Here is an 18291-nt window from a genome sequence, read left to right on the forward strand (position 1 = left end):
CGCACGTAACCATGCCGGTAACGTGCGGAGAGAAGGAGAGAAAGCGATGCGTTTCCTCATCACCTTCGCCGCTGCGGCGGCGCTCGGCGCAGTCGCTGTGGTTGCCGCCCCCGTCCAGAAGGCCAACAGGCCGGACAAGAACCGGATCGCCTACGAAAAGCTGCTGGCGGGCAAAACCGCCGGCAAGCCGCAGGATTGCATCGACACGCGCTTCACCCGCCCGCAGCTGACCGCTTACGATGGCAAGCTGCTCTACCGCGTCAGCGGCAAGCTGGTCTATGTCACCGAGACGGGTGGCGGCTGCGAGGCGGTGTCGCGCGGCGATGCGATCATCACCCGTCAGTATCAGACGCGCCTGTGCCGCGGCGACATCGCCCAAACCATGAACCTGCAGGCCAATATCCCCAGCGGCAGCTGCGCGATGGGCCAGTTCGTTCCCTATCGTTCCCAATAGGTGAGACAGCCATGACCAAGCCGACCGAAGACGATCTGACCGGCGTCGAAACGCGCCGCTCGCCCAAGGCCGAGATCGACTCGATTGGCGGGCGCAAGCTGAAGCCCGCGACGCTGATGATGGGGCACGGCTACGACCCCGCGCTCTCCGAAGGCGCGCTCAAGCCGCCGGTGTTCCTCACCTCGACCTTCGTCTTCCCCAATGCCGCGGCGGGCAAGCGTCACTTCGAGGGCGTGACCGGCAAGCGCCCCGGCGGCGCCGAAGGGCTGGTCTATTCGCGCTTCAACGGCCCCAATCAGGAAATCCTCGAGGACCGGCTCGGCATCTGGGAGGGCGCGGAGGACGCGCTGACCTTCTCCAGCGGCATGTCGGCGATCGCGACCCTGTTCCTGTCGCTGGTGCGGCCGGGCGACACGATCGTCCACTCCGGCCCGCTCTATGCCGCGACCGAGACGTTGATCGCGCGCGTGCTCGGCCGCTTCGGGGTCAACTGGCTCGACTTCCCGGCCGGCGCGACCCGCGAGGAGATCGACGCAATCATGAAGAAGGCGAACGACGCCGGCCGCGTCGCGCTGATCTATCTCGAAAGCCCCGCCAATCCGACCAACGCGTTGGTCGATGTCGAGGCGGTGCGCGCCAGCCGCGACGCGATCTTCGCGGACGCCGAGGAACTGCCGCCGATCGCGATCGACAACACCTTCCTCGGCCCGCTTTGGTCGCAGCCGCTCCAGCACGGCGCGGACGCGGTGGTCTACAGCCTCACCAAATATGCCGGCGGCCATTCCGATCTGGTCGCGGGCGCGGTGCTGGGCGCAAAGCCGCTCATCAACACGATTCGCGCGATGCGCAACACGATCGGCACGATCTGCGATCCCAATACCGCGTGGATGCTAATGCGCAGCCTCGAAACATTGGAATTGCGGATGAGCCGGGCGGGCGAGAATGCCGCCGAGGTCTGCGCGTTTTTGCGCGATCACGAGAAGGTCGAGCGTGTCGGCTATCTCGGCTTCCTCGCCGAGGCCGAGGGGCGGCAGGCCGACATCTACCGTCGCCATTGCACCGGGGGCGGCTCGACCTTCTCGCTCTACCTCAAGGGCGGCGAGCCGGAGGCGTTCCGCTTTCTCGACGCGCTGAAGATCGCCAAGCTCGCGGTCAGCCTCGGCGGCACCGAAACGCTCGCCAGCCATCCGGCGGGCATGACGCATCTGTCGGTCGCCGACGAGCGCAAGCAGGCGCTTGGCATTACCGACAATCTCGTCCGCATCTCGATTGGGGTGGAGGATGCCGACGATCTGGTCGCCGATATGGAACAGGCGCTGGCGGCGATCTGACCTCCCGTCATTGCGACCCTGGCGTGCGCCGGGGTCGCAATGACGTGTGATCTATGACACGGCCGCGCCATGGAAACATTCGACGCGATCGTGCTGGGCGCGGGCGGGGCAGGGTTGATGGCGGCGGCGGTCGCCGGGCAGCGCGGGCGGCGCGTCGTCGTGCTCGACCATGCCGAGGCGCCGGGCAAGAAGATCCTGATCTCCGGCGGCGGCCGCTGCAACTTCACCAACCTGCACACCGCGCCGGACCGCTATCTGTCCGCCAACCCACATTTCGCCAAGTCGGCGCTCGGCCGCTACACTGCGCGCGACTTCCTGGACATGGTCGAGCGGCACGGGATCGCGTGGCACGAGAAAACGCTCGGCCAATTGTTCTGCGACGGTTCGGCGCGCGCGATCGTCGAGATGCTGCTTGGCGAATGTGAGCTGGGCGGCGTCACGATCCGGCTCGGGCAGGCACTCGGCGAGATCGGCCATGCCGATGGCCGCTACACCGTCCGCCACGGCGACCGCAGCTACACCGCTCCAGCGCTGGTGATCGCCACTGGCGGGCCGTCGATCCCGAAGATGGGCGCGACCGGTATCGCCTATGACATCGCGCGTCGCTTCGGCCTGAAGGTCGTCGAGCCGCGCCCCGCGCTGGTGCCGCTGACCCTGCCCGGCGACGAGGCGCTGTTCCGCGCGCTGTCGGGCGTCGCCACGCCGGTCGTCGCGCGCGCCGGCAAGGCCGCATTCGCCGAGGCAGCGCTTTTCACTCACCGCGGCCTGTCCGGCCCCGCGATCCTGCAAGCGTCGAGCTATTGGCGGCACGGCGAGGCGGTCGCGATCGATTTCCGCCCCGACACCGCATCCGGCTGGCTGACCAATGCCAAGCGCACCCGCCCCCGCGCGACGCTGGCGCAGACGCTCGACTTGCCGTCGCGGCTTGCCGACGTACTCGCCGAACGGCTGGAGATCGGCGAACTCGGCGCGGCCACCGACCACGCCCTGACGGAGGCCGAGCGCCGCCTGTCGGACTGGCGCTTCCACCCCGACGGCACCGAAGGCTTCGCCAAAGCCGAAGTGACGGTCGGCGGCATCGCCACCGACGCCTTGTCCTCGAAGACGATGGAGGCGCGCAAGGTGCCCGGCCTGTACGCGATCGGCGAGGCGGTCGACGTCACCGGCTGGCTGGGCGGCTACAATTTTCAATGGGCGTGGGCCAGCGGCTGGGCCGCCGGGCAGGCGGTCTAGGCGCTGCCGCCACCGCCTGCGCAGCGATGACGATCCTTACCGCATCGGATCGATCAGATACTTCTCCCCCGTCGCCTTGCGCTCATAGGCGCGCAGCACATCCGGGTTCAGCGCCTCCTTCAACCCGATCGTCGCGGTGTACTTGCTGGCAAAGGTCGTGGTCAGCTCGTCGGCAATCCGCTGCCGCATCCGCTGCGCGGTTTCCACGCCCGCCTTCTTGAGCCACGGGAACAGCAGGAAGCCCGACACGCTCCACTGGAACCCGAAGGCCAGTCGGTTGAGCGTGGTCGGGCCGGTGTCGAGCGCGCCGTAGATGTAGAGCTGCTTGAACGTCTCCGAGCCATAGCGGCTGTATGCGCCCGCATTACGATTGGCGGCCTGCTCCATCGCCTGCAGGATGTCGCTCCCCAGCGTTCCGCCGCCGATCGCGTCGAAGGCGATCGTCGCGCCGGTCTCGGCACAGGCATCCGCCAGCTTCGCACGAAAGTCCTCGTCCTGGCTGTTGAGCACATGGGTCGCGCCGATCTCGCGGAGGATCGCCTCCTGCTCGGGCTTGCGGACGATGTTCACCAGCGGCACGCCATCGGCGAGACAGATCTTCTGGAGCATCTGCCCCAGGTTCGACGCCGCGGCGGTATGAACGATCGCCTTATGCCCTTCGGCGCGCATCGCCTCGACGAAGGCGAGCGAGGTCAGCGGGTTGACGAACATCGCCGCGCCATCCGCCGCGCTCGCGCCCTCGGGCAGCGGAACGACCTCGCGCAGCTTGGCGAGCCGGTATTGCGCGAACATCGCGCCGCCGATCATCCCGACCTTGCGCCCGACCAGCTCGTGGCCCTGCGCTCCTGCGGCGACCACCGTCCCCGCGCCCTCGTTGCCCACCGGCAGCGACTGGCCGACCCGCGCGCGCAGTCCCTTCATGCGCCCCTCCGGCACCTGGAAGCGCAGTTCCGGCGCATCGGGCGTACCGATCTCTTCGAGCGTCGTCACATCAGCCGGGCCGAGCAGCAGCCCGAGGTCGGAGGGATTGATCGGCGCAGCCTCGACGCGCACCAGCACCTCGTCATCGCCGGGCGTCGGATAGGTGACCTCCTCGAGCCGCAGCGTCAGCGAGCCATCGGCATCGACCACCGATCGCAGTTCCAAACCCTTGATGTCGCTCAACTTGACCTCCTGATGTGGGTGAACCGGCATGGGCCTGACGATGGGGGCGGTCAAACCCGTTCTCAACGCCGCCCAACCGCGCTACCGCTGGCGGCATGTTCGACCTCGACGCTTATCTCGCCCGTATCGACCTTCCCGCGCGACCGACCCGCGATGCCGCCGGCCTGTCGCGCATCCAGCACGCGCACCGCCTTGCGATTCCGTTCGAAAATCTCGACGTCCGGCTTGGCCGTGCGATCGCGATCGACGGGCCCAGCGTCGCCGCCAAGTTGGTCACCGCCAGACGCGGCGGCTATTGCTTCGAGCAGAACCGGCTGCTGCTCGACGCGCTCGCCGCGCTCGACTTCAGCGCACGGCCGTTGCTCGCGCGCGTCTGGCTCGGTGCCACGGCGGTCCCGCCGCTGACGCATACGCTGTCGTTGGTGACGATCGACGGCCAGTCGTGGATCGCCGACGCTGGCTTCGGCGGCAGCTACGCACCCGTGATGCCGCTCGCCGACGGCGCGCAGGGCGAAGCCCCCGATGGCGCGCGTTTCCTGCTGACCCGCGACGACGCGCGCGCCGGAGAGGGTGGCTGGCTGCTGTTGCGCGACGGCGATCCGACAACCACCGATGGTCGCGGGGCCGGGCCGGGGTGGCAGCCGCAATACAGCTTCACCACGACCCAGGTGCACGACAGCGATCTGGCGATGGGCAATCACTGGTCGATGAGCGCGCCCGCCAGCCGCTTCACCAATGTGACGGTGACGAGCATCATCCTGCCGCGCGGCTTCGCGTCGCTGACCGATCGCCAGTATCGCCGCCGCGCGTCGGAGACGATGGCCGAGGCGGAAATCAGCGATCCGCGTGTCTACCGGATGCGGCTGAGCATGATGTTCGGGATTGACCTGAGCGCAGCCGAGGTGGCGGCGCTTGGCCTGTTCGGGTGACGCCTACCTGCGAAGCGTTCAACACCGGAGGGGCCGGGCGACGCTGACCGTCATGGTTCGGGAGACGGCACGACGGCTGAGCCAAGTGCCTGTGAGCGGGTGGCAATTGACGGAGTAATGGCTATGATCGCCGTGCGCAGCCCGAGCTGCGCGCGATAGGAGAGTTTCGTGGCCACCGTTTGTTGCAATCCGCTGTCGCGTCGTCACTTTCTCTCCGGCGTGGCCGGCAGCGCGTTGATGGCCGGCGTCGATGGGCCAGCCCTTGCGCAAGCGCCCGCCACCGCCACCGCCACCGCCACGCTTCAGCCATTCGACATGCGCGACGTCGACCTGCTTGACAGCCCGTTCCTCCACGCCCAGCGCCAGACCGAAGCGTATCTGCTGCGGCTCCAGCCGGACCGGATGCTCCACAACTTCCGCGTCAACGCCGGATTGAAGCCCAAGGCGCCGGTGTACGGCGGCTGGGAGTCTGAGCCGATGTGGGCGGACATCAACTGTCACGGGCACACGCTGGGCCATTACCTTTCCGCCTGTGCGCTGGCGTATCGCGCGACCGGCAAGGCCGAGTACCGCAAGCGGATCGACTATATCGCCGGAGAGCTGGCCGCGTGTCAGAAGGCTGCGAACAGTGGGCTGGTCTGCGCTTTCCCCAAGGGGGCGGCGCTCGTGTCGGCGCATCTGCGCGGCGAGCCGATCACCGGCGTGCCGTGGTACACGCTCCACAAGGTCTATGCCGGCCTGCGCGACGCCACGCTGCTGGCGGACAGCGCGGCGGCGAAGGCGGTGCTGCTGCGGCTCGCCGACTGGGGTGTGGTCGCGACCCGCCCGCTCAGCGACACGCAATTCGAGGACATGCTCAAAACCGAATATGGCGGCATGAACGAAGTCTATGCTGACCTGTTCGTGATGACCGGAAACCAAGACTATCAACACCTTGCTGAACGTTTTTCGCAAAAGGCGGTCCTCGCGCCGCTGGTCAGGGCGCAGGACCAGCTCGACGGGATGCACGCCAATACGCAAATCCCCAAGATCATCGGCTTCCAACGGGTCCACGAGGCCGGCGGCGACGCCAGCTACCACGCCGCCGCGCAATTCTTCTGGAAGACGGTCGCGCGCACCCGCGCGTTCGCGACCGGCGGGCACGGCGACAACGAACATTTCTTCGCGATGGCCGATTTCGACAAGCACGTCTTCTCGGCCAAGGGCTCCGAGACGTGCTGCCAGCACAATATGCTCAAGCTGACGCGGCAGTTGTTCCTGCAGGATCCGCGCGCCGATTACGCAGACTATTACGAGCGCACGCTCTACAACGGCATCCTCGCCTCGCAGGACCCGGACAGCGGCATGGCGACCTATTTCCAGGGCGCGCGTCCCGGGTACATGAAGCTGTATCATACCCCGGAGGACAGCTTCTGGTGCTGCACCGGCACGGGAATGGAGAATCACGTCAAATATCGCGACTCGATCTATTTCCACGACGGTCGCCGGCTTTTCGTCAATCTGTTCATCCCGTCGTCACTGAAGTGGCGCGAACAAAACGTTGTTATTACACAGGATACTTCATTCCCGGCACAGGCCGGCACCCGGCTGCGCATCGCCGCCAGTCGCCCGTCGTCGCTCGCGCTGGAACTGCGCCATCCACGCTGGAGCCGCACCGCCACCGTGCTGGTCAACGGCCGCGCCGCTGCGACCTCCGCGGAACCCGGCAGCTATGTCACGATCGACCGCACGTGGAACGATGGCGACACCGTCGAATTGCGGCTGGTCATGGAGCCCGCCGCCGAGCAGGCCCCCGCCGCGCCACAGATCGTCGCCTTCACCTATGGACCGCTGGTACTGGCCGGCGCACTCGGCAGGCAGGGGCTGGCATCGGGGGCGGACATCATCGTCAACGAGCGCAAATACGGCGAGTATAATGACGCGGCCGTCGCGGTGCCGGTGCTGGCCGGTGAGCCCGACGCACTCGCAAGGAGCATCCGCTCCACCGGCAACCCGCTCGAATTCACGATCGCCGCGCAGGATGGGACGCCGGTTCGCCTGATCCCCTATCACCGCATCGCGCACGAACGCTACGCAACCTACTGGCAACTCGCCTGACGGGCGCGCGGCCAAGATTTCGCTGTCTTCATGCGGTGATCTTTGCCACCAGCGGCCGCGTGACGGAGGGTCTGAATGCACAAGTGGTTTATCGCCGCCGCGCTGGCGACGACGGGTTTCTCGACCGTGGGTGAGGCGCGGGCGGCTGACCCGCAGACGCCGCTGACGCTGGAGCGGGTGTTCGCCGCGCCGGACCTCGCCGGCCCCCAGCCGCGCGCGCTGAAGCTGTCGCCCGACGGCACGTTGCTGACCTTCCTGCGCGCCCGCCCCGACGACAAGGACCGGCTCGACCTCTGGGCGCGCGACACCACCACCGGTGCGGAGCGGATGCTGGTCGACAGCCTCAGGATCGGCACCGGCGCCGCCTTGTCCGAAGCCGAGAAGATGCAGCGCGAACGCGCCCGCATCGGCGCGCTCAAGGGCATCGTCGCCTATGACTGGGCGGCGGACGGCCGCAACCTGCTCGTGCCCGTCGATGGCAACCTCTATCTTGCCGGCACCGACGGGCAGGTCCGCCGGATCACCGACGTCCCCGGCGGCGTGCTCAACGCCAACGTGTCGCCGCGCGGCGGTTTCGTCAGCTATGTCCGCGACCAGAACGTCTGGGTCCAGCCGCTCGCCGGTGGCGCGCCCCGCGCGTTGACCAGCGAGGGTCGGGGCCTGGTCCATTTCGGCGAGGCGGAATTCGTCGCGCAGGAGGAAATGCACCGCGCCGACGGCTATTGGTGGAGCCCCGACGATCGCTACGTCGCGATCGAGCGGTTCGACGAAACGCCGGTCAAGGTCTTCACCCGCGCCGCGATCGGTGCGACCGGCACCAGCATCTACGAACAGCGCTATCCCGCCGCCGGCACCCCCAACGTGCTCGTCGACCTCTACGTCATGCGCGCCGATGGCTCGGGCAAGGTGAAGGTCGACTTGGGCATCGACCCCGACATCTATCTGGCGCGGGTCGACTGGCTGCCGGACGGCTCGGCCTTGCTCGTCCAGCGTGAGAACCGCGCGCAAACGAAGCTCGACATGCTGCGCGTCGATCCCGCGACCGGCAAGGCGACCGTGCTCTTCACAGAGACCGCGCGCGCGAAGAGCTGGATCAACCTCTCCGACAGCTATCGTCCGATGGAGGACGGCAGTCTGTTGTGGCATTCAGAACGCGACGGCTACGGGCATCTGTGGCGGTTGAAGGACGGCCACTGGACGCAGCTTACCAGGGGCGATTGGGTCGTCACAGGGCTGGTCGCGGTCGACGAGGCGAAGGCGCGCGCCTATTTCATGGGAACGAAGGACGATGTCCTCGAACAGCATCTCTATGCGCTCGACCTGAAGCGCGGCGGCATCACGCGGCTGACGGAGCGCGGCTGGAACAACAGCGTCACCGCCGACGGCAAGGCGCAGCGCTTCCTCGTCACCCGCTCCAACCCCGATCAGCCGCCGCAGACCTATCTCGCCGACGCCACCGGCAAGCGCCTGTCGTGGATCAACGAGAATCGCGTCGAGGGTACGCATCCCTACGCGCCCTATGTCGCCAGCCACCAGCCGGTGCGCTTCGGCACGATCAAGGCCGCCGACGGCACCACCGATCTTCACTGGCAGATGGTCACGCCGCGGCTGGAGCCGGGCAAGCGCTATCCGGTGTTCTTCCAGCATTACGGCGGCCCCGGCCCGCAATATGTGACGCGCAGTTGGAAGAACCCGCTGATCCAGCATCTGGTCGACAGGGGCTGGATCTATTTCGAGGTCGACAATCGCGGCTCCGCCAATCGCGGTGTCGCCTTCGAAAGCGCGATCTGGCACGCGATGGGCACGGTCGAGGTGGCCGACCAGCGCAAGGGCGCCGACTATCTCAAGACGCTCGACTTCGTCGATGCGAAGCGGATCGCGACCTTCGGCTGGTCATATGGCGGCTATATGTCGCTGAAGATGATCGAAGCCGATCAGAATCTGTATGCCGCCGCGATTTCGGGGGCGCCGGTCACCGACTGGCATCTGTACGACACGCATTATACCGAACGCTACATGGGCGATCCGCGCGTCGACGGCGTCGCCTATGACGCCTCGCGCGCGGTGATCGATCCGAAGAAGATCACCACCCCGTTGCTGCTGATGCACGGCATGGCGGACGACAACGTCTTCCTCGACAACAGCACGAAGGTGGCGGCGGAACTGCAGGCGGCCGACATGCCGTTCGAGATGATGCTCTATCCCGGCAAGACGCATTCGGCGTCGCGCGACATCCACGTCTGGACGACGATCGAACGCTTCCTCGACCAGCATGTGCGCGACAAGCCGTAATGACGTCGTCGTTGCCACGGTGTAACATCGGCGTCCCCGTCGCCCGCTAGCGCCCGGCCATGCGTTTCCAGACCCTTTTTCATCTGTCGCCGTTCCTCGACACCGCGATCAGTTACCTGACGGCCTTCGTCCTCGGCACCGCCATCGGGGCGGAGCGGCAGTATCGGCAGCGAACCGCGGGGCTGCGCACGAACGCGCTGGTGGCGATCGGCGCGGCGGCGTTCGTCGATCTGGGTCAACGGCTGGGGGGCGATGTCGAGTCGATCCGGGTCATTTCCTATGTCGTGTCCGGGATCGGCTTCCTTGGCGCCGGCGTCATCATGAAGGAGGGGATGAACGTCCGCGGCTTGAACACCGCCGCGACCCTTTGGTGTTCGGCGGCCGTCGGTGCGATTGCCGGGTCCGACATGGTGGCGGAGGCGATGTTGCTGACCGGCGTGGTGCTCTTCGCCAACACCGCGCTTCGCCCGCTGGTCGACGCGATCAACCGCATTCCCTTTGTCGGCGGAACGGTGGAGGCAACCTATAGCGTCACGATCACGGTCGCTGTCGAGGAGGCAGGGCCGCTTGGTGATCTGCTGGTCGAGCATCTCGAAAATGCGCAATTGCCGGTCGCCGACCTGGCGACGCACGAACGCGGCGATGAACAGGTCGCGGTCATTGCCACCCTCGTCGGCACGAACGTGCCCGACAAGGAGCTGGACTCGCTGGTTGATCACCTTTCGCGCGTCCATGGCATCGAGCACGCCACCTGGCAGGTGAGCACGCACGATTAGGAAAGCAGATGGACGGCCTCGCGCAACGTCGATAGGGCGATCCCATCAACGGAGGTTTCGATGGGTTATCGGGTGGTAGTGGCGGGGGCCACGGGCAATGTCGGGCGCGAGATGGTCAACATCCTCGCCGAGCGGCAGTTTCCGGCGGACGAGATCGCGGTGCTCGCCTCGTCGCGCTCGGTCGGCGACCAGATCGAATACGGCGACACCGGCCGGATGCTCAAGGTACAGAATATCGAGCATTTCGATCCCGCCGGCTGGGATATGGCGCTGTTCGCAATCGGCAGCGAGGCGACCGCAGTCTATGCGCCGAAGTTCGCCGCGGCCGGCTGCGTCGTGATCGACAATTCGTCGCTCTACCGCATGGACCCGGACGTGCCGCTGATCGTGCCGGAGGTGAATGCCGCCGCGATCGACGGCTATACGCGCAAGAATATCATCGCCAACCCGAACTGCTCGACCGCGCAGATGGTCGTCGCTCTCAAGCCGCTGCACGACGCGGCCAAGATCAAGCGCGTCGTCGTCGCCACGTATCAATCGGTGTCGGGCGCGGGCAAGATCGGCATGGACGAGCTGTTCGAGCAGAGCCGCAACATCTTCGTCGGCGACCCCGCCGAAGCGAAGAAGTTCACCAAGCAGATCGCGTTCAACGTCATTCCGCACATCGACAGCTTCCTCGACGACGGCTCGACCAAGGAAGAGTGGAAGATGGTCGTCGAGACCAAGAAGATCCTCGATCCGAAGATCAAGGTCACCGCCACCTGCGTCCGCGTGCCGGTGTTCGTCGGCCATTCCGAAGCGATCAACATCGAATTCGAGAACGAACTGTCGGCCGAGGATGCGCAGAACATCCTGCGCGAGGCGCCGGGTGTGATGCTCGTCGACAAGCGGGAGGACGGTGGGTACGTCACCCCGATCGAAAGCGCCGGCGACGATGCCACCTATGTCAGCCGTGTGCGCGAGGACCCGACCGTCGAAAACGGTCTGGCGCTCTGGTGCGTCAGCGACAACCTCCGCAAGGGCGCGGCGCTCAACGCGGTGCAGATCGCCGAACTGCTCGGCCGCCGGCATCTGAAGAAGGCGGACGAAACCGACGCGGACGATTTCCAGGCGGTGCTGACCGCGGAGTAACCGCCTTTTCCCTCTCCCCTGAATAGGGGAGAGGGATAGCGGAGCTTGCCAGTTTACTGGCTAGCGCAGCTTGGGTGAGGGGTCGAGCGAGCCGAAGGCTCGCGTGCGTTCCCGGCAGGACGACCGCGCCCCCCTCAATATCCCCGATACCGTCCCGGCCGGTGCCACGCGATCAGGATGCCGCTGATCGCCGCCGACGAGATCGCCGACCAGCCGACCCGCTCCGGCGGCAGGAAGGCGAGCGCGGTCAGCAGGATCAGCGCGTCGATCGCCATCTGTGTCCGCCCGGCATTCCAGCCGCGCGTCTTCTGCAGCCACAGCGTCACGACCCCGGTCCCGCCGATCCCGGCATGATGCCGCGCCAGCGCCAGCGCGCCGAACCCGATCACCGACCCGCCCGCCAGCGCCGCGAACGCCGGGTCGATATGCGCGATCGTCAACCCGATCCGCGTCCACGTCCCCAGCGCCGCGACACCCGCACCGACCAGCACCGTGCGCAGCGTGAACCGTCGCCCCATCGCCTTCCACGCCAGCCACATGAAGGGCAGGTTGATCAGCGTGAACAGCACGCCCGTCGGCAGCGGCACCGCATAGGAGATCAGCAGCGCGATCCCCGCCGTTCCGCCCGTCACCAGCCCCGCGGCATGGAGCAGCGCGAGCCCGAGCACGACCAGGATGCAGCCGAGCGTCAGCGCATAGGCGTCCTCGATCGCGGAATGGGGCAGGGGTTCGTCCGGGGTCACGCGCGCTCCCTATCGGCGGGAGCGATGTGCTGCAATGCAGCATCGGTGGACGCAAGGAGTACCGCTGCGTACAGCCGGGGTGATGAGCCGTATCATGACCGGTGGCTGCCAGTGCGGCAGCGTGCGCTACAGCGTCGTGGTGACCGACGACGACGCCTATCTCTGTCACTGCCGGATGTGCCAGCGCGCGACCGGCGGCGTATTCGCGGCGCTCAAGCAGGTGCCTCGCGCCGCCGTGACCTGGACGACCCGCGAACCCGATCGCCGTGCTTCGTCCGAGATCGCGCAGCGCGGTTTCTGCGCCGAATGCGGCACACCGCTGACCTACGAGGGCACGGCGTCCGACAATATGGACCTGACCGTCGGCAGCTTCGATGAGGCGCACCGATTGCGACCGGTCGGCCATTTCGGCGTCGAGAGCCGTCACCAGGCGTGGAGAGAGCTGCTATTCCTGCCCGATAAGCGGACCCAGGATCTTCCGAACCTCGTTAGTCAATGGATGGAAACGCGTGGCCATGTCCCCGACTGAAACCCGGTACTTTGACAGCTTCGACGGACAGCGGATCGCCTGGCGCGAGCTGGGGGAGGGGCGTCCGGTGGTGCTGATCCACGGCTTCTTCTCGGATGCGCAGACCAACTGGTTGAAATACGGCCATGCTGCCGCGATCGCCGCCGCTGGCTTCCGGGTGATCATGCCGGATCTGCGTGCACATGGCGACAGCGCCCGCCCGCACGACCCGACTGCTTATCCGCCCGACGCCTTGGCGCAGGATGGTCATGCCCTGATCGAACATCTCGGGCTAAGTGACTATGATTTGGGCGGTTATTCACTGGGCGCGCGGACGACGGTGCGGATGCTAGCGACCGGCGCAACTCCGCGGCGCGTCGTGATCGCCGGCATGGGCCTCGATGGCATCACCCGCGCCGACCGCCGCGCCGGCCACTTCCGCAACATCTTGACCAACCTCGGCAAACACGAGCGCGGCAGCCCCGAGTGGATGGCGGAGGCGTTCCTTAAAACGACTGGCGGTGATCCGATCGCGCTGCTCGGAATCATCGACACCTTTGTCGGCACGGGTCAGTCGACGCTCGACGATATTGTTCAGCCCGTGCTGGTGGTTAGCGGTAGGGACGACGACGACAACGGCTCCGCTCCGGCCTTGGCCGACGCCTTGCCGCAGGCGCGTTATGTCGAGGTTCCCGGCAACCACATGAGCGCTGTCACCAAAGCTGAACTGGGGCAGGCAATCGCGGACTTTCTCGCGGCGTAACAATGCCCTCCGATATCATCCCGGGTTGGCCCCGGGATGATCGGCAGGCGCTCACGCCTTTTCGGGGATTGTATTCTCGTCGGCGATTCCTGCCTCGAATGACTTGGAAGAATCTTTCCCATCCGGTTGATGCGCCTTCGCTTTCTTCGGCCCTTCGGGCGCGGGAAGCCGCGGTGATTTGGGCGTTGAACTGCGCAGCGTCAGCAAGGCCGCCGTCGCCGCCGCGCCGATTGCCGCGACGCCACCCGCGATCGCCGCCGCACCCCACTTGCCCCCAACCTTGTCGATCGCCGCCTCACCGCGCGACGCGGGCTTGCGACTCGCCGCCGTCCGTGACTTCGTGGAAGTCGCGCGAGTGCGCTTCGCGGCAGGCTTCTTCGCGGATGCCGTCGGATTTTCCGCCGACTTGGCCGTCTTCGCCTTCGTGGCGCGCGGTGCAGCCGCCTTGGGCGCGGCGGCCTTGCGCGGTGCGCGACGGCGCGGGGCGGCGGGCTTCGACGCCGCCGGGGTTGGCGTCTCGCTGGTGTCGTCGGCCATGATTTGCTCCCGTATCGGTGGTTTCGGAAGCGCAACGCACGGACGGCGCGGTGTTTCCGACCCGATCAGCGGAACGGCGGCTCGTTGAAGGCGCGCAGCTTGCGGCTGTGCAGCTTCGCACCTTCGCGGCGCAACTCCTCGCACGTCTCGATCCCGATCCGCATGTGCTCGCTGATCGCGCGTTCGTAGAAGCGGTTGGCCTGACCCGGCAATTTCAGCTCGCCATGCAACGGCTTGTCCGACACGCACAGCAACGTCCCATAGGGTACGCGGAAACGATAGCCCTGCGCCGCGATCGTCGCCGACTCCATGTCGATCGCCACCGCGCGGCTCAGCGAGAAACGCAGCGCCGAGCGCGCATAGCGCAGCTCCCAGTTACGATCGTCGGTGGTGACGATCGTCCCCGTCCGCAGTCGCCGCTTCAATTCGTCGCCCGACTGGCCCGAGACCGTTTCGGCGGCACGCGCCAGCGCCTGCTGCACCTCGGCGATCGCCGGCACCGGGATCTCGGGCGGCAGCATGTCGTCGAGTACATGATCATCGCGGAGATAGGCATGCGCGAGCACATAGTCGCCGATCCGCTGCGACGGCCGCAGCCCGCCGCAATGCCCGATCATCACCCACGCCTCGGGACGCATCACCGCCAGGTGGTCGCAAATCGTCTTCGCGTTCGAGGGCCCGACGCCGATGTTGACGAGCGTGATGCCGGTACGGTCATCGGCCATCAGGTGATAGGCCGGCATCTGCAGGCGCCGCCACGCGCTATCGTCGAGCATCGCCGGATCGTCGCCCGCCTTGAACAGCACGCCCCCCGGCCCCGACAACGCGCTGAAGCGTCCGCCCTCGCTCACCTGCTGCGCACCCCAGCGGACGAATTCATCGACATAGCGGTGGTAGTTGGTGAACAGCACGTAGCGCTGGACATGCTCCGGCGGCGTACCCGTGTAATGCCGCAGCCGCGCGAGGCTGAAGTCGGTGCGCAATCCGTCGAACAAGGCCAACGGTCGCGTGCCGTCGATCGACGCCCACAGCCCGTCCGCGATCTCGTCGCCGATGAAGGCCAGTTCGGTGGTCGGGAAATAGCGCGCCAGCTCCGCCGCCGACGTGGCGTCGAGGCTCAGCGCGTGATGCGGCTCGATCACATAGGGATAGGGGATTTCCTGCGTCCCCGGCACCGCATCGACCTGAACGTCATAGTCCTCGATCAACAGCGTGAGCTGTTCGACCAGATAGTCTGCGAACACCGCCGGTTTGGTGACGCTGATGCGATAATCGCCGGGGCTGACCAGCCGCCCGAACGAGCGCATCGGCGTCGGCCGCCCATCGCTGCCAGCGAAGCGCAAGCGGATTTCGGGATAGGCGAACGAGCCATCGCTTCGCGCGCTGCGCGCCGGCACGGAGCCGTCCGCGATATACGCGGTGATCGCTGCCTTCAGTCGATCGACGGAGGCGGTGTAGAGCCGGTCGAGTTCCCGGACGAGGTCATTCGCTGTCATGTCGGACGGTTACATAGTCCGCATGACCGCGACAAGTCGCCCCGCCGACAAACGGCGGGGCGTTGGTGCCTTACAGCGTTTCGAGCAGATGATCGGCGGAACTGACCCGGAACTCGCCGGGTGCCTCCACCTGCAGCGACTCGACCTTGCCGTCGTTGATGACCATCGCATAGCGCTGGCTGCGGCGGCCCATGCCGAACTTGGTGCCGTCCATGTCGAGGCCCAGCGCAGTCGCGAAATCGGCGTTGCCGTCGGCCAGCATCGTGATGCCCTGCGCGTCGTTTGCCTTCGCCCACGCCTCCAGCACGAACGGGTCGTTGACGGCGGTGCAGGCGATCTCGTCGATGCCCTTGGCGTTCAGCGCGTCCGCCTTCTGAATGAAGCCGGGCAGATGCTGGGCCGAACAGGTCGGCGTATATGCGCCCGGCACCGCGAACAGCGCGACGCGGCGGCCCTTGAAATAGTCGGCGGTGTCGATCGGCTCGCGGCCGTCGGGGGTCAATCTGGTGAGCTGCACGGAGGGAAGGGGATCGCCGACGCCGATAGCCATGAGGGATTCTCCGGTTGAAATGTAGCGCAGCGATGGCGAGTGCGAGCCGTCATTTCAAGCTTTGGCAAGCGCGCCGCGAGCGCCTAGATCACGGGACATGGAGCAAGCGACCTCTCTCACCGGCCAGTTCCTGCTCGCGATGCCGGGAATCGGCGACGCGCGGTTCGATCATTCCGTGATCGCCATGTGCAGCCATGACGAGCAGGGTGCGCTGGGCATCGGCATCGGCGCGATCGTCAACGGGCTAGGGCTGCACGAAGTGCTCGAGCAACTCGAGATCGCGCCCGGCGTCGCGCCCGATGCGCCGGTGCATTTCGGCGGACCGGTCGAGCCACGGCGCGGCTTCGTGCTCCACTCGGACGATTGGGGCGCGCAGGACACGCTCGACGTCGCCGGACGCTGGCGGCTGTCGGGCACGCTCGACGTGCTGCGGGCGATTGCGGCGGGGAACGGGCCGTCGCACTGGCTGGTCGCGCTCGGTTATGCCGGGTGGGCGCCGGGGCAGCTGGAGGCGGAACTCACGCGGCATGGCTGGCTCAATGTCGAGGACTCAAACGACATGCTGTTCGCCACGCCGGTCCAGGAACGCTGGACGCGCGGCTTCGTGGCAGCGGGGGTCGATCCACGGTTGTTGTCGACGCAGAGCGGTCACAGCTAGGCGGCCGTACGACGGAACGTGGAGCCCGGATCACATATAAAGATACCTTTATATTTGATCCGGGCGGACTTCACGGCTAAGGCGCGCGGATGCCGATCGGTATGGGTGCATGCCTTGGTCGGCCTCATCTGAGTGGAGACAACGCCGTGGCAACCGCCCCCGTGCTCGATAAGAACGACTACGTCATCAAGGATATCGGCCTCGCCGACTTCGGCCGCGCCGAGATCAACATCGCCGAGACCGAGATGCCCGGCCTGATGGCGCTGCGCGACGAGTATGGCGCGTCGCAGCCGCTGAAGGGCGCGCGCATCACCGGTTCGCTGCACATGACGATCCAGACCGCGGTGCTGATCGAGACGCTGGTCGCGCTGGGCGCGGACGTCCGCTGGGCGACCTGCAACATCTTCTCGACGCAGGATCATGCCGCCGCAGCGATCGCCGCCGCCGGTATCCCGGTGTTCGCGGTAAAGGGCGAGACGCTCGCCGAATATTGGGATTATGTCGGCGACATCTTCAACTGGGGTGCCGACACGGACGGCACCACCGCCAACATCATCCTCGACGACGGCGGCGACGCGACGATGTTCGCGCTGTGGGGCGCGAAGCTCGAGGCGGGCGCGACCTTCGGCGAGCCGGAGAATGAGGAAGAGGTCGAGTTCCAGCGCTCGGTCAACGCATTCATCGCCAAGTACCCGGGCTACCTGACCCAGACGGTCAAGAACCTGAAGGGCGTCTCGGAAGAGACCACCACCGGCGTCCACCGCCTGTACGAGATCGCGAAGAAGGGCGAACTGCCGTTCCCGGCGATCAACGTCAACGACTCCGTCACCAAGTCGAAGTTCGACAATCTTTACGGCTGCAAGGAATCGCTGGTCGACGCGATCCGTCGCGCCACCGACGTGATGCTCGCCGGCAAGGTTGCGTGCGTCGCGGGCTTCGGCGACGTCGGCAAGGGCTCGGCGCAGTCGCTGCGTAACGGCGGGGCGCGCGTGCTCGTCACCGAAATCGATCCGATCTGCGCCCTGCAGGCGGCGATGGAGGGCTTTGAGGTCGTGACGATGGACGAGGCGGTCAAGCGCGCGGACATCTTCTGCACCGCGACCGGCAATGCCGACGTCATCACCGCCGATCACATGAAGGCGATGAAGCCGATGTCGATCGTCTGCAACATCGGCCACTTCGACAGCGAGATCCAGATCGCCGCGCTCAGCAACTATGAGTGGAACGAAGTGAAGCCGGGCACCGACCTGGTCAAGTTCCCGGATGGCAAGCAGATCATCATCCTCGCCAAGGGGCGTCTGGTGAACCTGGGCTGCGCGACCGGCCACCCGTCGTTCGTGATGTCGGCGTCGTTCACCAACCAGACGCTGGCGCAGATCGAGCTGTGGACCAAGTCCGAGAACTACAAGAACGAGGTCTACGTTCTGCCGAAGCACCTCGACGAAAAGGTCGCGGCGCTGCACCTCGAAAAGCTGGGCGTCCAGCTTTCGAAGCTGACCCCGAAGCAGGCCGGTTACATCGGCGTGCCGGTCGAAGGGCCGTTCAAGCCGGATCACTATCGCTACTGATCTGGCGATACGAACCGTAACAGGGAGGGCGGGGCCACGAGCCTCGCCCTTTTTTGTGCGC

Annotated in this window: 17 protein-coding genes; 12 read left to right on the forward strand and 5 right to left on the reverse strand. The window is 66.5% G+C overall.

Going from position 1 to position 18291, the window contains the following annotated elements; translation table 11 throughout:
• Positions 1–46 precede the first annotated feature (46 nt).
• From ACI2JO_RS10555 to ACI2JO_RS10565, 3 genes are all read left to right on the forward strand, one after another.
• Positions 47–454, forward strand: coding sequence for a hypothetical protein (locus tag ACI2JO_RS10555; RefSeq protein ID WP_404720653.1), 408 nt, complete (start codon positions 47–49; stop codon positions 452–454).
• Positions 455–465: 11 nt separating this feature from the next.
• Entirely contained in the window at positions 466–1785 is a 1320-nt protein-coding gene (locus ACI2JO_RS10560) for a cystathionine gamma-synthase family protein (protein WP_404720654.1), read from the forward strand.
• 69 nt (positions 1786–1854) lie between these two features.
• Positions 1855–3018, forward strand: coding sequence for an NAD(P)/FAD-dependent oxidoreductase (locus ACI2JO_RS10565; RefSeq protein WP_404720655.1), 1164 nt, complete (start codon positions 1855–1857; stop codon positions 3016–3018).
• A 36-nt stretch (positions 3019–3054) separates the two neighbouring features.
• Here ACI2JO_RS10565 and ACI2JO_RS10570 read toward each other — a convergent pair whose 3' ends face one another.
• Positions 3055–4182 (reverse strand): zinc-binding dehydrogenase, encoded by a 1128-nt coding sequence (locus ACI2JO_RS10570; RefSeq protein ID WP_404720656.1) that lies wholly within the window; start codon positions 4180–4182, stop codon positions 3055–3057.
• Positions 4183–4277: 95 nt separating this feature from the next.
• Between ACI2JO_RS10570 and ACI2JO_RS10575 the strand changes: the two genes are divergently transcribed.
• From ACI2JO_RS10575 to ACI2JO_RS10595, 5 genes are all read left to right on the forward strand, one after another.
• Complete coding sequence (locus ACI2JO_RS10575; RefSeq protein ID WP_404720657.1) at positions 4278–5111, forward strand: arylamine N-acetyltransferase; 834 nt, start codon at positions 4278–4280, stop codon at positions 5109–5111.
• A gap of 237 nt (positions 5112–5348) precedes the next feature.
• Positions 5349–7208 (forward strand): beta-L-arabinofuranosidase domain-containing protein, encoded by a 1860-nt coding sequence (locus tag ACI2JO_RS10580; protein WP_404720866.1) that lies wholly within the window; start codon positions 5349–5351, stop codon positions 7206–7208.
• Positions 7209–7283: 75 nt separating this feature from the next.
• On the forward strand, positions 7284–9500 hold the full coding sequence (locus ACI2JO_RS10585; protein ID WP_404720658.1) for a DPP IV N-terminal domain-containing protein: 2217 nt from the start codon (positions 7284–7286) through the stop codon (positions 9498–9500).
• A gap of 59 nt (positions 9501–9559) precedes the next feature.
• On the forward strand, positions 9560–10276 hold the full coding sequence (locus ACI2JO_RS10590) for an MgtC/SapB family protein (RefSeq protein WP_404720659.1): 717 nt from the start codon (positions 9560–9562) through the stop codon (positions 10274–10276).
• A 60-nt stretch (positions 10277–10336) separates the two neighbouring features.
• Positions 10337–11407 (forward strand): aspartate-semialdehyde dehydrogenase, encoded by a 1071-nt coding sequence (locus ACI2JO_RS10595; RefSeq protein WP_404720660.1) that lies wholly within the window; start codon positions 10337–10339, stop codon positions 11405–11407.
• Between the two features lie 134 nt (positions 11408–11541).
• Here the strand turns inward: ACI2JO_RS10595 and ACI2JO_RS10600 are convergent, their stop codons facing one another.
• The gene (locus tag ACI2JO_RS10600) at positions 11542–12150 is read right to left on the reverse strand and encodes a YitT family protein (protein WP_404720661.1); all 609 of its coding nucleotides are present in this window, start codon (positions 12148–12150) and stop codon (positions 11542–11544) included.
• Between the two features lie 82 nt (positions 12151–12232).
• Between ACI2JO_RS10600 and ACI2JO_RS10605 the strand changes: the two genes are divergently transcribed.
• Complete coding sequence (locus ACI2JO_RS10605; RefSeq protein WP_404720662.1) at positions 12233–12679, forward strand: GFA family protein; 447 nt, start codon at positions 12233–12235, stop codon at positions 12677–12679.
• A complete protein-coding gene (locus ACI2JO_RS10610; RefSeq protein ID WP_404720663.1) occupies positions 12660–13421 on the forward strand; it encodes an alpha/beta fold hydrolase in 762 nt (253 codons plus the stop codon). Before ACI2JO_RS10605 ends, ACI2JO_RS10610 begins: the two co-directional genes overlap by 20 nt.
• A 51-nt stretch (positions 13422–13472) precedes the next feature.
• Here ACI2JO_RS10610 and ACI2JO_RS10615 read toward each other — a convergent pair whose 3' ends face one another.
• The 3 genes from ACI2JO_RS10615 to ACI2JO_RS10625 form a co-directional block, all read right to left on the reverse strand.
• Entirely contained in the window at positions 13473–13958 is a 486-nt protein-coding gene (locus ACI2JO_RS10615) for a hypothetical protein (protein ID WP_404720664.1), read from the reverse strand.
• A 65-nt stretch (positions 13959–14023) separates the two neighbouring features.
• On the reverse strand, positions 14024–15454 hold the full coding sequence (locus ACI2JO_RS10620) for an AMP nucleosidase (RefSeq protein ID WP_404720665.1): 1431 nt from the start codon (positions 15452–15454) through the stop codon (positions 14024–14026).
• A 70-nt stretch (positions 15455–15524) separates the two neighbouring features.
• Positions 15525–16004, reverse strand: coding sequence for a peroxiredoxin (locus ACI2JO_RS10625; RefSeq protein WP_404720666.1), 480 nt, complete (start codon positions 16002–16004; stop codon positions 15525–15527).
• A gap of 97 nt (positions 16005–16101) precedes the next feature.
• On the opposite strand from ACI2JO_RS10625, the gene ACI2JO_RS10630 reads away from it, so the two are divergent.
• Both ACI2JO_RS10630 and ahcY read left to right on the forward strand, forming a co-directional pair.
• On the forward strand, positions 16102–16662 hold the full coding sequence (locus tag ACI2JO_RS10630; RefSeq protein ID WP_404720667.1) for a YqgE/AlgH family protein: 561 nt from the start codon (positions 16102–16104) through the stop codon (positions 16660–16662).
• A 101-nt stretch (positions 16663–16763) separates the two neighbouring features.
• The gene (ahcY, locus tag ACI2JO_RS10635; RefSeq protein ID WP_404720867.1) at positions 16764–18230 is read left to right on the forward strand and encodes an adenosylhomocysteinase; all 1467 of its coding nucleotides are present in this window, start codon (positions 16764–16766) and stop codon (positions 18228–18230) included.
• The last annotated feature ends 61 nt before the right edge of the window (positions 18231–18291 follow it).

It is taken from the genome of Sphingomonas sp. NPDC079357 (genome assembly GCF_044901155.1).
Taxonomy (GTDB): domain Bacteria; phylum Pseudomonadota; class Alphaproteobacteria; order Sphingomonadales; family Sphingomonadaceae; genus Sphingomonas.